Origin of the sequence: uncultured Roseobacter sp., assembly GCF_947492555.1 — a bacterium.
In the GTDB taxonomy this organism is placed as follows: domain Bacteria; phylum Pseudomonadota; class Alphaproteobacteria; order Rhodobacterales; family Rhodobacteraceae; genus Roseobacter.
The window spans coordinates 1,138,152-1,151,254 of the sequence record NZ_CANLNE010000003.1 but is presented as its reverse complement, the minus strand read 5'-3'; the positions used below and the strand labels follow the sequence as shown (position 1 = coordinate 1,151,254).

The 13,103-nt window shown below is 62.7% G+C and carries 13 protein-coding genes and 1 pseudogene; 5 read left to right on the top strand and 9 right to left on the bottom strand.

The annotated features are described in order from the left end of the window. Nucleotides 1-96, top strand: a pseudogene (locus Q1A07_RS18820) (carbon monoxide dehydrogenase); the annotation flags it as partial. Nucleotides 97-169: 73 nt separating this feature from the next. Here the strand turns inward: Q1A07_RS18820 and Q1A07_RS18815 are convergent. Both Q1A07_RS18815 and infC read right to left on the bottom strand, forming a co-directional pair. After that, entirely contained in the window at nt 170-871 is a 702-nt protein-coding gene (locus Q1A07_RS18815) for a DUF1868 domain-containing protein (protein ID WP_299783537.1), read from the bottom strand. A 219-nt stretch (nt 872-1,090) separates the two neighbouring features. Further along, complete coding sequence (gene infC, locus Q1A07_RS18810; RefSeq protein WP_366523705.1) at nt 1,091-1,636, bottom strand: translation initiation factor IF-3; 546 nt, start codon at nt 1,634-1,636, stop codon at nt 1,091-1,093. A gap of 203 nt (nt 1,637-1,839) precedes the next feature. Between infC and Q1A07_RS18805 the strand changes: the two genes are divergently transcribed. After that, nucleotides 1,840-2,658: a translation initiation factor 3 gene (locus Q1A07_RS18805; RefSeq protein ID WP_299783536.1), complete on the top strand. Its 819-nt coding sequence runs from the start codon at nt 1,840-1,842 to the stop codon at nt 2,656-2,658. A 68-nt stretch (nt 2,659-2,726) separates the two neighbouring features. On the opposite strand, the gene Q1A07_RS18800 is transcribed toward Q1A07_RS18805, so the two are convergent. The 6 genes from Q1A07_RS18800 to cysG form a co-directional block, all read right to left on the bottom strand. Further along, the gene (locus tag Q1A07_RS18800) at nt 2,727-3,575 is read right to left on the bottom strand and encodes a ferredoxin--NADP reductase (protein WP_299783535.1); all 849 of its coding nucleotides are present in this window, start codon (nt 3,573-3,575) and stop codon (nt 2,727-2,729) included. A 79-nt stretch (nt 3,576-3,654) separates the two neighbouring features. Next, a complete protein-coding gene (locus tag Q1A07_RS18795) occupies nt 3,655-4,074 on the bottom strand; it encodes a DUF934 domain-containing protein (protein WP_299783534.1) in 420 nt (139 codons plus the stop codon). A 19-nt stretch (nt 4,075-4,093) separates the two neighbouring features. After that, complete coding sequence (locus tag Q1A07_RS18790; protein ID WP_299783533.1) at nt 4,094-4,843, bottom strand: phosphoadenylyl-sulfate reductase; 750 nt, start codon at nt 4,841-4,843, stop codon at nt 4,094-4,096. After that, nucleotides 4,833-6,497, bottom strand: a complete 1,665-nt coding sequence (locus Q1A07_RS18785; protein ID WP_299783532.1) for a nitrite/sulfite reductase — start codon at nt 6,495-6,497, stop codon at nt 4,833-4,835. Before Q1A07_RS18785 ends, Q1A07_RS18790 begins: the two co-directional genes overlap by 11 nt. Further along, complete coding sequence (locus Q1A07_RS18780) at nt 6,490-6,795, bottom strand: DUF2849 domain-containing protein (RefSeq protein ID WP_299783531.1); 306 nt, start codon at nt 6,793-6,795, stop codon at nt 6,490-6,492. The genes Q1A07_RS18785 and Q1A07_RS18780 overlap by 8 nt, the downstream gene beginning before the upstream one ends. Continuing rightward, entirely contained in the window at nt 6,795-8,207 is a 1,413-nt protein-coding gene (cysG, locus tag Q1A07_RS18775; protein ID WP_299783530.1) for a siroheme synthase CysG, read from the bottom strand. Before cysG ends, Q1A07_RS18780 begins: the two co-directional genes overlap by 1 nt. Before the next feature lie 141 nt (nt 8,208-8,348). Between cysG and Q1A07_RS18770 the strand changes: the two genes are divergently transcribed. Continuing rightward, entirely contained in the window at nt 8,349-8,810 is a 462-nt protein-coding gene (locus tag Q1A07_RS18770) for an Lrp/AsnC family transcriptional regulator (RefSeq protein WP_299783529.1), read from the top strand. Between the two features lie 73 nt (nt 8,811-8,883). Here Q1A07_RS18770 and Q1A07_RS18765 read toward each other — a convergent pair whose 3' ends face one another. Next, entirely contained in the window at nt 8,884-10,065 is a 1,182-nt protein-coding gene (locus Q1A07_RS18765; protein ID WP_299783528.1) for a cytochrome P450, read from the bottom strand. A 59-nt stretch (nt 10,066-10,124) separates the two neighbouring features. Here Q1A07_RS18765 and Q1A07_RS18760 point away from each other — a divergent pair, with 59 nt between their 5' ends. Together Q1A07_RS18760 and Q1A07_RS18755 are read left to right on the top strand one after the other, a co-directional pair. After that, the gene (locus tag Q1A07_RS18760) at nt 10,125-11,873 is read left to right on the top strand and encodes an ATP-binding protein (protein ID WP_299783527.1); all 1,749 of its coding nucleotides are present in this window, start codon (nt 10,125-10,127) and stop codon (nt 11,871-11,873) included. After that, nucleotides 11,870-13,102, top strand: a complete 1,233-nt coding sequence (locus tag Q1A07_RS18755) for a sigma-54 dependent transcriptional regulator (protein ID WP_299783526.1) — start codon at nt 11,870-11,872, stop codon at nt 13,100-13,102. The genes Q1A07_RS18760 and Q1A07_RS18755 overlap by 4 nt, the downstream gene beginning before the upstream one ends. The last annotated feature ends 1 nt before the right edge of the window (nt 13,103 follow it).

Sequence of the window (13,103 nt, the reverse complement as noted above, 5' to 3'; positions counted from 1 at the left end):
GGCGCCGACATGATCAGCGACCTGCACGGCACCGGCGACTACCGCGCACATCTCACCGCCGTCATGACAAAACGCGCAACGCAAAACGCCGCGTGAAGGTCCCGCGACATGAAAAGCCCTGCCGCTAAAAGGCAGGGCTAGACACCGAATAAATCGCTTGTGTTATGGTTTACGCAAGAACGCGCAGTTCCTCGAAGGCTTCCATGTCGGCGAATTGGCAGAAGGCGGGCGGTCTCAGCGGAATGATTGGTGCCATCTGCGCAAGATCCTCCAGGATTGCGTTCAATGCCCTTGTCCAAACAGGCACCACATCGTCTGGAATCCAACTGGTGGGGTAGGCGAAGGTCATGTGAAAGCGGTAAGCGTCATGGTCCTTGTGCCGATATCCGAAGGGCGCGGTCAGCGCGTCGCGCCAGTCACGCATAAGGCGGTCATCTTCTGCTGTCGCCCCGGCCAGAACAAGACCGGTTGGCAGTACATCCTTGACCCTGACCGAGAAGGAAGGCGGTGGTGAAAACGGCTCAAGGTGTTTCATCAGCGCCTCGGTAACGGCTGTAACAGGGGCGTCACGATCCATATCTGCGGGCCATGCGTCTTCTGTCCGTCGCGTCTCGATCACACCTTCAAAAACCGTCATGTGCAAGCTCTCTTCGGGTGTGTAGAGAAATCTCTCAGAATCAGGCAGCGCCTGAAGTCGCGCGCGGGCCTCCAGAACAGCGCTATGCGACGGCGCGTTTCGATCCAGATGGCAGACGACTGTGTTGCCGGCCTCCGGCAGAAACTGCGTTGCGCTGTAGCGTTGTCCAAGCCGGGATGGCGGGTTCGCGTTCTGCCCTGCGGCGAACCGGGCGATTTCAGTCTCAAGTGGCATCTGGGCGCTCCGCTGTCCTGACGCGGGTGTTGCGCCTATCCTGACCCTTTTGCCCGGTTTGAGAGGATTCGAACAGTCGTACCGCATGTGCACACTCAGATCGTTCGATACTCCGGTCTCAGGCTTTGGCGGCCAGTAGCCACAGCGTCGTTTGCCACGTAGAAAACAAAAAACGCCCCATCCGTAAGGATAGGGCGTTTGCGCTAAAATTCTCAGGGATCACTTCGGCAGGGGTCCGATCAGCATGACCATCTGGCGGCCTTCCATCTTGGGGAAGTTCTCCACCCGGCCTGCGTCCTTGGTATCCTCGGCGACCCGCTCCAGCAATTCGCGGCCCAGATTCTGGTGCGCCATCTCGCGCCCGCGAAACCGCAGGGTGATCTTCACCTTGTCGCCGTTTTCCAGGAACTTGAAGACGTTACGCATCTTCACATCGTAGTCATTGGTGTCGGTGTTCGGGCGGAACTTGACCTCTTTGATCTCGATGATCTTCTGCTTCTTGCGCGCCTCGGCCTCGCGTTTCTGCGTCTCGTATTTGAACTTGCCGAAGTCCATGATCTTGCAGACCGGTGGGTTCGCGTTCGGCGAAATTTCGACGAGGTCCAGACCGGCTTCATCCGCCATATCCATGGCGCGGTCCGGGGATACGACACCGACATTTTCGCCATCGGCACCGATCAGGCGGATCTCTGGGCTTCGGATCTTGTCGTTGACGCGCGGGCCGGTGTCTCTTTGCGGCGGTGCGTTGTGGGGTCTGCGAGCGATGATGGTCGTCCTTGAATTGTTGATAAATCTGAAACCGCAAGTTACCTGCGGTGCGGGTCTTCTTCAAGCCGCAAAATAGGCCGGAATGGGCCGATTGGAACGGTTTTCCCCTTTGATGGTTTTATCCCTGATGCGCAACTGACATTACAACGCTCAACAAGGCCCGATGACGGGCCCCGGGGCGCTAGAGAGGGAAGAACAAAATGAAAAATCTCGTCTGGATACTACTGGCTGCCGTGATCATCGGCGGTGGATATCTGCTTTATTCCGGTCAAAACCCTGCCGAGGTCGTCCAGGATACGGCGGAAACCGTAGAAGAGGTCGCACCGCTTGAAACGGCGGAAGAAGCCCTTGGCGATGCTGCTGACGCGGTGAGCGAGGCGGCAAGCTCGGTCGCAGAGGCCGCGGGAGATGCGGTGGACGCGACAACGGAAGCCGCGAGCGATGCCGCAGAGGGTGTGGCAAATCTGATGGAAGACGCGACAACCGCGACGTCTGAAGCTGCCAGCGATGCGGTCGATGCGACCGAGCAAGCGGCAGAGAGTGTTGCGGATGCTGCGACAGAAACTGCGACAGCGACCGCCGATGCAGTAGAGGAAGGCGCCAGCACCGCAGCGCAGGCGACGACCGAAGCCGCAAGTGGCGCAGTTGATGCCACGCAAGAGGCAGCGGAGAATGCCGCGGACGCGGCCAGCGACGCGGTTGACGGCGCGACAGAAACCGCGACAACCAATGACGCCGTGGATACTGCGGCAGAGGCGGCGCAAGACGGCACGGAAACCGCCGCCGTCACCGCGGATGAGGCGACCGATACCGTTGCTGCCGTGGATGACGCGAAGGCCGAGGATGCGCTGACAGTGGACGGGTTCGACTTCGCCAAGGTGACGGAGATGATCGAAAACTCCGATCTGGGCACGTCACAAAAGCTGGTGCTGACCAACAGCGTGCGGCAGGCGCAGGACAATCCTGAACTGTTGCAAGCCGCGCTGACCCAGTTGCGCACCGCTCTGGGCGTTCAGTAACCGCTCTTCACAATAAAAAACGCCCGGGTCTGAGGGCCCGGGCGTTTTCGTTTGGATCTGCGTGTCGGTCAGCCGACGAAGGCTTTTTCCACCACGTAGTGTTTGGGATCGGAGTTGGCGCCTTCTTCGAGGCCGAACCCTTCCAGGATCTCCTTCAGGTCGGTGTTCAGCCCCATGGAGCCGCAGACCATGGCGCGGTCCGTCTCAGCCGAGATGCCCTCGATGCCCAGATCGGCAAAGACAGTCCCGTCTTTCAGCAGCGTGGTGATGCGGCCCATCTTGGGGCTCTCTTCCCGCGTTGTGGTGGGGTAGTAAGTGAGCTTGGCGAGGTTCTCTTCGCCCAGCAGTTCCAGCATCATCTCGTCCGTGCGCAGGTTGTCGATCAGCTGGCGGCCATATTCCAGTTCCGCCACGTCGCGGCAGGTGTGGGTCACGATGACCTGATCATAGTCCTCATAGGTCTGCGGATCGCGCAGCAGCGAGGCGAAGGGCGCAAAGCCGGTGCCGGTGGCAAAGAACCACAGCCGCTTGCCCGGCAGCAGCGCGTCATGCACCAGCGTGCCCACAGGCTTGGGGCGCAGGATGATCTCATCCCCCGGCTGAATGTGCTGCAGCTTGGAGGTCAGCGGGCCGTCCTGTACTTTGATCGAGTAGAACTCCAACTCCTCATCCCAGGAGGGCGAGGCGATAGAATAGGCGCGCAGCAGCGGTTTTTGCTTGCCGGTCTCGGGGTGCGGGTCGCCCATCAGGCCGATCATCACGAACTCGCCTGAGCGGAACCGCAAGCTTGCGGGCCGCGTCACGCGGAAGGAAAACAGACGGTCCGTCCAATGCTGAACAGAGGTTACGGTCTGCGCGTCGGGCAGCGTGGGGATCTTGACGGCGGATGCTTCGGTCACGGGTGTTTGCTCGGTCATAATATGTCAACGCAGGCTTACACCTGCGCGTCCCTTTTAGAAAGAAGAATGGAGAGGGGAAAGGCGTCAATCAGCCGCGTTACGCCACCGGTGCACCGGTGCCACGCAGCCGTGCCTGATAGTTGTTGTCCTGCCAGTTGGCACGGAACTGCCATTGGTCCTGCGGTTGCCGCGCGGCCAGCTCGTCAGAGATTTCCACCTCGTCAAAGCCCGACCGACGCGCCATGGCGTATTGATCGGCCAGCACATGCCCCTTGGCGCGCAACCGACCGGTGAAGCCGCGCAGGCGCAGTTGCCGCGCGATGGTAAAGCCACGCCCATCGGCGGAGGAGGGGAAATCGACACGGATCATCTGCAACCCACCGCAGAGCGGGATGGCGGCCGGATCAGCATCCGATGGCACGTCCAGCGCGCTGGCGTCATTAGCCGCGTCCAGGGTGATGAAGGGTTCCTGCCAGTCGTCGCTGGAAAAACCGGTGTCTGTAACAAGCGTGCTCATAAAGGGGCTCCTGTGCGGATCATTTTGTCGTCGATCCCAAGCGGATCGCTTTGCCATTCACGAAGTGAATGCCACATTCGTTCTTGTCAGAATTGCGCCAGCGGCCCGCGCGGGGGTCTTCGCCAGCGGAAACGGGGGAGGTGCAGGGCGCACATCCGATAGAAGGATAACCCTGGGCCACCAACGGATGGCGGGGCAGGCGGTTTTCGGCAATGTAATCGGCTACATCGCCCGGTTGCCAATAGGCCAGCGGGTTGACCTTGATGCGGCCCGTGCCTGCTTCCACCTCAAAGAAGTCCAGTTCAGCGCGCTGGCCTGACTGGAACCGCTTGCGCCCGGTGATCCAGCCGCCGTGCTGCGCAAGGGCGGCGTTCAGGGGGCGCGTCTTGCGCAGGGCACAGCAGGCATCGGTGTCACGTTGGTGCAGGGTGCCATCGGGGTCCTCGCGCCGCACATCTTCGCTGCGGAGGATCCGCAGGTTGCGCAGACCCAGCCGCTCCGCCACCTCTTGCTGGTAGACCAGCGTCTCGGTGAAAAGCATCTCGGTGTCGATGAACAGCACCGGGATATCCCGATCCACCATGGCGGTCAGGTGCAGCAAGGCCACGGATTCCGCGCCAAAGCTGGACACCAGCGCCAGATCGGGCACGTCGTCACGTGCCGCGTGCAGTACATCCGTCGCACTATGGTGGCGCAGCCGGTCATTCAGCTGGTCCACCTTAGTGCGCAGGATCAGATCGTCCTGGGGAGCAGGGTGATCAAGCGGCATTGGCCTGTGCCTCGGGGTAGAGGGCGGCTTTGAAGGGGGCGAGGCCAAGGCGACGATAGGTCTGCAGGAAGGTCTCTGCTGGCTCATCGCGCAACTCAAGATAGGCCAGCACCAGACGTTCGATGGCCGGGATGATCTCCTCGGCAGAGAAGCCTGGACCCGCCCGCTCGCCAATGCTGGCGTCTTCGGTGCCGTCCCCGCCCAGCGTGATCTGGTAGTTCTCCACACCAGCCCGGTCGAGGCCGAGAATGCCGATATGCCCCACATGGTGGTGCCCACAGGCGTTGATGCAGCCGGAGATCTTGATCTTGAGTGGCCCGACGTCATGCTCCAACTTCAGCTCGTCAAAGCGTGTCGCGATTTCCTGCGCAATCGGGATCGAGCGCGCCGTGGCCAGCGCGCAGTAATCCATGCCGGGGCAGGCGATGATGTCGGAAATCAGACCGACATTGGCGGTGCCCAGACCGGCAGCACGCAGCGCGGAATAGACCGATGGCAGGTCGTTCTTATGCACATGCGGCAGGATCACGTTCTGCTCGTGGCTGATGCGCAGCTCATCATGACCGTAGCGTTTGGCGAGATCGGCCATCAGGCGCATCTGCGCCGAGGTGGCATCGCCCGGCGTGGCGCCATGGGCCTTGAGGCTGATCGTGACAATCGCATAGCCCGGTTCGCGGTGCTCGGCGAGGTTGGTATCGGCCCAGCTGCGGAACGCGGGATAGTGGTCGCGCGCCTCGTGATATTCCCGCACCTTTTCCTGACGGAAGGTCGGCAGGGCGAAATCGGCCTCGATCGCAGCCAGCATCTGCTGATCCACACCGGTGAACTGCGGCCGGATCAGCGCATAGCGTTCCTCGACCCGCGCGCTGAAATCCTCCAGCCCGTTCTCATGCAGGGTGATCTTGATCCGCGCCTTATACTTGTTGTCGCGGCGACCCAGCAGGTTGTAGACGCTGACAATGGCCTCCAGATAGGGCAGCAGGTCTTCGCGCGGCAGGAAGTCTTTCAGCACCTTGCCGATCATCGGCGTGCGCCCCAGACCGCCGCCCACGATCACCTCAAAACCGGCAACACCGTCGCGCTCAACCATGCGCAGACCAATGTCATGCGCCTTGGTCACCGCCCGGTCATTTGGCGAGCCGGTCACGGCCACCTTGAACTTGCGCGGCAGGAACTGGAATTCCGGATGGTCGGTGGACCACTGACGGATCAGCTCTGCCACAGGGCGCGGATCGGCAATCTCATCTGCCGCGGCACCCGCGAAATGGTCTGCGGTCACGTTGCGGATGGTATTGCCCGAGGTCTGGATCGCGTGCATCTGCACCTCACCCAGTGCATCCAGCATATCCGGCACGTCGCGCAGTTGCGGCCAGTTGTACTGGATGTTCTGGCGCGTGGTGAAATGGCCATAGCCCTTGTCCCACTTGTCCGCGATGTCGGCCAGCACATGCATCTGGCGGCTGTTCAACGTGCCATAGGGGATCGCCACGCGCAGCATATAGGCGTGCAGCTGCAGGTAGAGCCCGTTCATCAGACGCAGCGGCTTGAATTCATCCTCGGTCAGCGATCCGTCGATGCGGCGCTCGACCTGGGCGCGGAACTGGGCGTTGCGTTCCTTGATGAAGGCGGTGTCGAAGTCGGTATAGTTATACATGGCTGGCTGCCTCTTGCTTGCCGTGGGCGTAGTTGGACGGCCCTTTGGCGCGGAAGTCTTCACGGAAATGTGTGGGCTTGGGCGTGTCTGCGCTGGCATCCACATCGGCCAGATAGGCGCCTACAACGCTGTCCACCTGCTGGGCTGCATCAATCAGGCGCAGATCGGCGTCGGCCTCATCGGTCAGCACCTCGGCCTCGGCCAGATCACGGCTCCATCCGGTCGCCGTCTGATAGATGACATCGCCTTCGAGCAGGGCGTTTGCGGTCACAACTTTGGGGGTAAATGCGCGGGGCATCAGAGCGCCTCCTGTGCTTGGATGGGGGAAGAGTAGGGGTTGTCGGTCTGCGCCTGCACCGCGTCGCGCGGGGCCAGCCCGTAGAAGGTGAGCGCCGGGCCGGACATCTCTGCAGCCGCCAGCGCCGTGGGCAGCGCGTCCAGCGTGGTGTCCAGAATGCGCTGCTCCGGGCGGGAGGCGTTTTCGATCACGGTCACAGGCGTGTGGCGGTCCGCGCCATGCATGATCAGGCGGCCCTGAATGAAGCGCGCGGATTTCTTGCCCATGTAGATCGCGGCGACCTCGCCGGGACGTGCAAGCGTGGCCCAGTCATGATCGGCAAACCCTTTCATGTCGTGGCCGGTCAGGAACCGCACGGAGGAGTTGCGCCCGCGCTTTGTCAGGCTCTGACCGATTTCCGCCACGGCGGCGGAGGCAGAAGTGATGCCCGGCACAATGCTCCAGGCGATCTGATGCGCGTCCAGCGCATCGATCTCTTCGTCGAGGCGACCAAAGACGGTGGCATCGCCGGATTTCAACCGCACCACCTGCGCGCCTCTTTGCGCGTGCTCAACGATCAGATCGTTGATGGTTTCCTGCGGGGTGGAGGGGCCGAATGCCTCCTTGCCCACGTCGATCATCACCGCCTCACGGCGGGCCAGTTCGAGGATCGGCTGGCTGATCAGCCGGTCGTAGATCACCACGTCGGCCTCATCCAAAAGGCGGCGCGCTTTCATGGTCAGCAGGTCCGGGTCGCCCGGGCCGCCGCCCACGAAATGTACATGACCGGGGCGGGCCTTGCGCGCGAGATGGTCGGTGAGCAGCTCGTCCAGTGCGCCCTGAACAGCCGTCTCGCCGCCGGTGATCGCGGCAGGGCCTGCGTTGAAGTAATAGTCGCGCCAGAAATCCCGCCGAGCGCGTCCAAAAGGTAGGGCCTCGGCGGCTTTGCGGAAGGTCTTGCCGATGCGGGCAAGCGGACCGAGAGCGACGGGCAGACGTTCTTCGAGGTCCGCCTTGATCGCGCGGGCGAGCACCGGGGCGGCCCCCTCGGTGCCGATGGCGATGGTCACAGGATCGCGGTCCACGATGGCCGGGGTGATGAACTGGCTGTCTTCGAGGTTGTCCACCACATTCACCAGGGCACCATCCGCGCGGGCGATGGCAGCGGTGCGGGCATCCTCGGCGTCATCCTCATCGGCGGCGTAGAAGAGTGCGGCGCAAAGGGTGTCACCGGGGGCCATGGCGCGGCGCACAAGGCGCAGTTTTCCGTTTTCCGCCCATGCAACGATCTCAGGGGCCGGATCAGCACTGAATACCGTGATGTGACCCGCTGTCTTCATCAACAGGCGCAGCTTGGCCAGTGCAGCCTCGCCGCCGCCCGACAGGACGATGCGGCGGCCTTCAACGCGCAGGAAGATCGGAAAATGGTCCATGAGGCTCAGCCTTTCGAAATTTCTTGGGTCCAATATAGGAAATTTTCCCGGGTATTCGCTAGGTTCTGCTGTTGATAAGGACGCTTGTTCTGATTTACTTGAGAAAGAGAACAAGTGACCATGTGAGAGGGAAAAGGCAGGATGAGCGTCCGCATAGACGACACAGACAGGAAAATCCTTGGCGAGCTGCAACGCGATGCCAGCCAGTCATTGGATGAAATCGCCGCCCAGGTGGGCTCTTCCAAGACGCCGGTGTGGAACCGGATTCGGAAAATGCGGGATGCGGGTGTGATCGGTCAGCAGACGGTTGTGCTGGATGCGGAGGCGTTGGGGTTCGAGGCATGTTTCTTTGTCCTGATCCGCACGTCGGAGCATGAAGCGGAGTGGCAGGCGGCGTTCCTGAAGGCGTTGCGCGACCGGCCCGAGGTGCAGGAGGCGCACCGGCTGGCGGGAGATATCGATTATATTCTTAAAGTGCGGGTGAAGAATGCGCGCGCTTACGACGCCTTTTACCAGGCGCTGATCTCGGAGGTGCGGGTGCATAATGTGACGGCGCTGCTGTCGATGGAAGAGATCAAATCGACCACAATGCTGCCGCTTTAGGCGTGATCCAACGGCGCGGCTGGCGCCGCATTTTTATGATGGGCGCTTGCTGCGGGTGTGAGCCTGTCGCGGCTCAGGCCGTCACCTGCAGATGGGTTAGCCCATGGAAGTGGTAGGTGTTTGAATAGGTGGGCGTTTCCACCAGTTTCAAGTGTGGTGCATGGGCGAAGAGACGTCGCAGGCCCATCTGCAGTTCAAGCCGGGCCAAGGGCGCGCCGACGCAGAAATGCAGGCCGCCGCCAAAGGCTGCGTGCGGGGCGACGTCACGGAACGGGTCGAAGAGATCGGGCGCGTTGAAACGCGCAGGATCGCGCCCTGCAGCCCCCAGCATCAGCGCCACTTGCTTGCCCTTTTCGAGGAGATGCCCGCCGACCTCGATGTCCTCATAGGCATAGCGCGTGAACATGTGCAGCGGCGGGTCAAAGCGCAGGGCTTCCTCGACCGTGGCGGCAATGGCATTCGGGGCGAGGGCGCTGGCGGGGGTTTCATTTTCCAACAGCGCTTTCACCGCGTTGCCCAGGGTGTGCACCGTTGCTTCGTGCCCGGCGTTCAGCAGCAGGATGCAGGTCCCGATCATTTCCGGATGGGAGAGTTTTTCGCCGTCCTCCTCCGCCGCGATCAGATGGGTGATCAGATCGTCGCGCGGGTCTGCCCGGCGCTTTTCGATGTAGCTCGCAAGGAACGCGGAGAATTCACCCGCCGCCTGATCTGCGGCCACCTCGGTCTGGTGGGTGCGGTTGGCCTGATACATCGCCACCATCGTGTTCGACCAGCGCAGGAGTTGATCCGACATCTCCTCCGGCACGCCCAGCAGGCGCGCAATGACCCGGACGGGAAGGGCGGTGCAAAAGGCCGGGATGAGGTCGAAGGACCCATCCGGAAAGCGGCTCAAGAGGTCGGTGCAGATCTCGTCGATATCGGGGGCCAGCGCTTTGATCCGCCGCGAGGTGAAAGCGCGCAGGACAAGGCCGCGCAACCGCGTGTGCGTCGGCGGCTCGAGATCCAGCATTGAATGGCGCTCGACAGCATCAAAGCGCTTCAGATGGGCGGGCACAGGCCGGCGTTGGTCGTCGGGTACGGCGCGCCCCAGCCTGCGATCCCGCAACAGCGCGTGCACCGTGGCGGCGTCAAAGACGGCCATCATCCCGTAGTCTTCCCAGTATTGCACGGGGTCATCCGCCAGCACACGGGCATAGAGCGCGTAGGGGTCTTGCACAAAATCGGGATCAAGCGGGGAGTGAATCAGCACCTTCATGATGCCCTTTAACGCCCGGCCCACTGGTCAAGGCAAGGGGCTGTTTGTAAGCTTGGTGCATGTCCAAGGCTTTTATGCACCGTGCAGTGATTATCTGCGTGTTCCTGGGCGCGGTGGCTGCGGCCTCTGCGGGTGTGTGGCGTTATGCCTATCTTCAGGCGCTGGACCAGCTGGCGCGGCAGGGTGAGAGCGATCTGGCACTGGCCAGCGACCGGCTGCAAGGCCAGTTGCAGCGGTTTCGTGAGTTGGCGGTATTCCTGGCGGATCACCCGCTGAGTGATGCACTGGCGGAAGGGCGTGGTGCCGACGAGGCCCGCGCATTATTTCTGGATGTGGCCGACAAGACCGATGCGCTGGACGTGATGTTTGTCGACCGGGCGGGGTTTTCACAGGCGGCAGCGCGGGATCCCGCCGGAAGCGATCTGAGTGCAACGGGATACGTCCGGCGGGCGTTGCAGGGCGCGCTGGGATGGGGGCACGGTGTGGCGAGACCTCTGGACGGACGGGCCTTTTACTACGCGGCACCGTCGTTTGGCGCGGATGGCAAGGTTCAGGGCGCAATTGTCGTGGCAGCAGGCATGGACGGGATCGAAGACGCCTGGCGGGGTGGGTTGCGCGCGGTGTTCTTTACGGATGTCTACGGTCAGGTCTTTGTGACCAACCGGTCCGAACTGGTGCTCTGGCAGCGCGCGGCCGGAGGATCGGGGCTGGCGCCACCTGACGGCACTGCACCGCCGTTTGACAGCTACGAGACCGGGGGCCATGAAATATGGCAGTTGGGGTGGGGGCCTTATCTGCCGCAGAACGCCCTGCATCTGGTGAAACACCTGCCGGTGATTGGTCTCACCGGTGAGGTGCTGATCGATGTCTCGCCCGCGCGACAACTGGCCAAGTTGCAGGCAACAGTGGTTGCTGCCCTGTGCCTCGCCTTCGGGGCGCTGTTGTTTCTGGCAACCGAACGGCGCAGGACGCTGGCGCGCGCCAATGCGCAGCTCGAAGACCGGGTGGCGCGGCGCACCTCGGCGCTGTCGGAGATCAACACTGCGCTGCGTCTGGAGGTGGCCGAACGCAAGGAGGCCGAGACCGCGCTGGCGCGTGCGCAGGCTGATCTGGTGCAGGCCAGCAAGCTCAGCGCGCTCGGCAAGATGAGTGCGGGCATCAGTCACGAATTGAACCAGCCGCTGATGGCGATCCGCTCCTTTGCCGAGAACGCGGGGCTTTTTCTGGAGCGGGGTAAGCCGGAGCGTGCACAGGAGAACCTTGGGCGGATTTCCGACATGGCGCGCCGCATGGGGCGCATCATCAAGAACCTGCGCGCTTTTTCGACGCAGCAGACCGAGCCGATGACGCGTGTGGACCTGATTGCCGTGCTGGATACGGCCGTGGAGATGGTAAGCGGCAGGGCAGAGGCCATGGGGGTGACGGTCAGTTTTGAGGCCGGCGAGGCACCCATTTGGGTCAAGGGCGGGGAGGTCCGTCTGGGGCAGGTTTTCGTGAACCTGATGACCAATGCGCTGGATGCGATGACGGAAAGCGAGACTCGGAGGCTGAGCATCTCGATCACCCCGGGCACGCCGTTGTGCATCGAGGTGCGCGATACCGGACCGGGGGTCGAAGCGCCCGAGAAAGTGTTTGACCCGTTCTATTCGACCAAGGAAGTCGGGGCGTCGGAGGGTATGGGGCTGGGCCTGTCGATTTCCTACGGGATCATGCAGAGTTTTGGCGGAGAGATCAGAGTGCGTAACGTGGAAAATGGCGCGGTGTTCAGCGTCGAGCTGCAGCCGTGGACGGAACAGGTGGCCGCATGAGCAGACGTGTGCTGCTGGTTGATGACGATGCTGCGGTGCGGGACGCGCTGGCGCAGACGCTGGAACTGGCCGATCTGGACCCGGTGACGGCAGGCTCTTTCGTTGCCGCCAAGGACCTGATCACGCCGGAATTCGATGGGGTCATCCTGTCGGATTTGCGCATGCCGGGGCGCGACGGGTTTCACCTGCTGGCCTACGCGCGGGCGCAGGATGCGGATTTGCCGGTGATCCTGCTGACCGGGGAAGGCGATATTCCCACGGCGATGAAGGCGGTCGGGCAGGGAGCCTTCGACTTTCTGGAAAAACCCTGCGCGCCCACCGATCTGCTGGCGGTGCTGGAACGCGCGCTCAAGACGCGGGGGCTTGTGCTGGACAACCGTCGCCTGCGCGCCCTGATCGCCACGGGGGACCCGGCGGCGCGCATGCTGTTCGGCACGTCGCATCTGGCCGATGGGCTGCGCAAACGGGTGCGGCGCGTAGCGGTCGCCGAGACGGAGGTGCTGGTGACCGGCGCGCCCGGTACCGGGATTTCCAAGGTGGCGGAGGTGATCCACCTCTGTTCGGCCCGCTCCAAGGCGCCTTTCGTGAAACGGGCCGCTGCGGGGCTGGACGCGAACCTGCTGACCGAGGCGCTGGAGAAGGCGCGCACCGGCAGCCTTTTCATTGACGAAATCACCCAGATGCCCGCGCAGGCGCAGTTGACCCTGCTCGAAGCGCTGGAGGCTGGCCCACAGACGCGGGTCATCGCCGGATCAAACCGCGATCTGGCCGCCAGCGTTGCGGCAGGGCAGTTGAATTCCGAACTCTATTACCGGCTGGAGGTCACGCCGGTGCGCATCCCGTCCCTGTCGGAGCGGCCCGAGGATATTCCGGTGCTGTTCCAGCACTATGTGGCGCAGGCCAGTGAGCAGGCGGGACTGAACGCGCCGGAGATTACGCCGCAGGTGGTGGCAAGCCTCATGGCCCAGGACTGGCCCGGCAACGCCCGTGCGTTGATGTCGGAAGCGATGCGGTTTGCGCTGGGGTTGAGCGAAGAGGCCCGCAGCGATGCCTCCCTCGGGCTGGCGGAGCAGATGGCGCAGGTGGAACAGAGCCTGCTGGAACAGGCCCTGCGTCGGGCTGAAGGGCGGGCGGTTCTGGCGGCGGAGGCGCTGAAACTGCCGCGCAAGACCTTCTATGACAAGCTTAAGCGCTATGGGATTCGGACGGAGGATTACCGCGTCCCTTAGT

Bases quoted from the DNA above. Each gene is read 5' to 3' on its own strand.
- Q1A07_RS18815 (WP_299783537.1), bottom strand. From the start codon at position 871: ATGCCACTTGAGACTGAAATCGCCCGGTTCGCCGCAGGGCAGAACGCG.
- Q1A07_RS18805 (WP_299783536.1), top strand. From the start codon at position 1,840: ATGAAAAATCTCGTCTGGATACTACTGGCTGCCGTGATCATCGGCGGT.
- Q1A07_RS18800 (WP_299783535.1), bottom strand. From the start codon at position 3,575: ATGACCGAGCAAACACCCGTGACCGAAGCATCCGCCGTCAAGATCCCC.
- Q1A07_RS18795 (WP_299783534.1), bottom strand. From the start codon at position 4,074: ATGAGCACGCTTGTTACAGACACCGGTTTTTCCAGCGACGACTGGCAG.
- Q1A07_RS18790 (WP_299783533.1), bottom strand. From the start codon at position 4,843: ATGCCGCTTGATCACCCTGCTCCCCAGGACGATCTGATCCTGCGCACT.
- Q1A07_RS18785 (WP_299783532.1), bottom strand. From the start codon at position 6,497: ATGTATAACTATACCGACTTCGACACCGCCTTCATCAAGGAACGCAAC.
- Q1A07_RS18780 (WP_299783531.1), bottom strand. From the start codon at position 6,795: ATGCCCCGCGCATTTACCCCCAAAGTTGTGACCGCAAACGCCCTGCTC.
- cysG (WP_299783530.1), bottom strand. From the start codon at position 8,207: ATGGACCATTTTCCGATCTTCCTGCGCGTTGAAGGCCGCCGCATCGTC.
- Q1A07_RS18770 (WP_299783529.1), top strand. From the start codon at position 8,349: ATGAGCGTCCGCATAGACGACACAGACAGGAAAATCCTTGGCGAGCTG.
- Q1A07_RS18765 (WP_299783528.1), bottom strand. From the start codon at position 10,065: ATGAAGGTGCTGATTCACTCCCCGCTTGATCCCGATTTTGTGCAAGAC.
- Q1A07_RS18760 (WP_299783527.1), top strand. From the start codon at position 10,125: ATGTCCAAGGCTTTTATGCACCGTGCAGTGATTATCTGCGTGTTCCTG.
- Q1A07_RS18755 (WP_299783526.1), top strand. From the start codon at position 11,870: ATGAGCAGACGTGTGCTGCTGGTTGATGACGATGCTGCGGTGCGGGAC.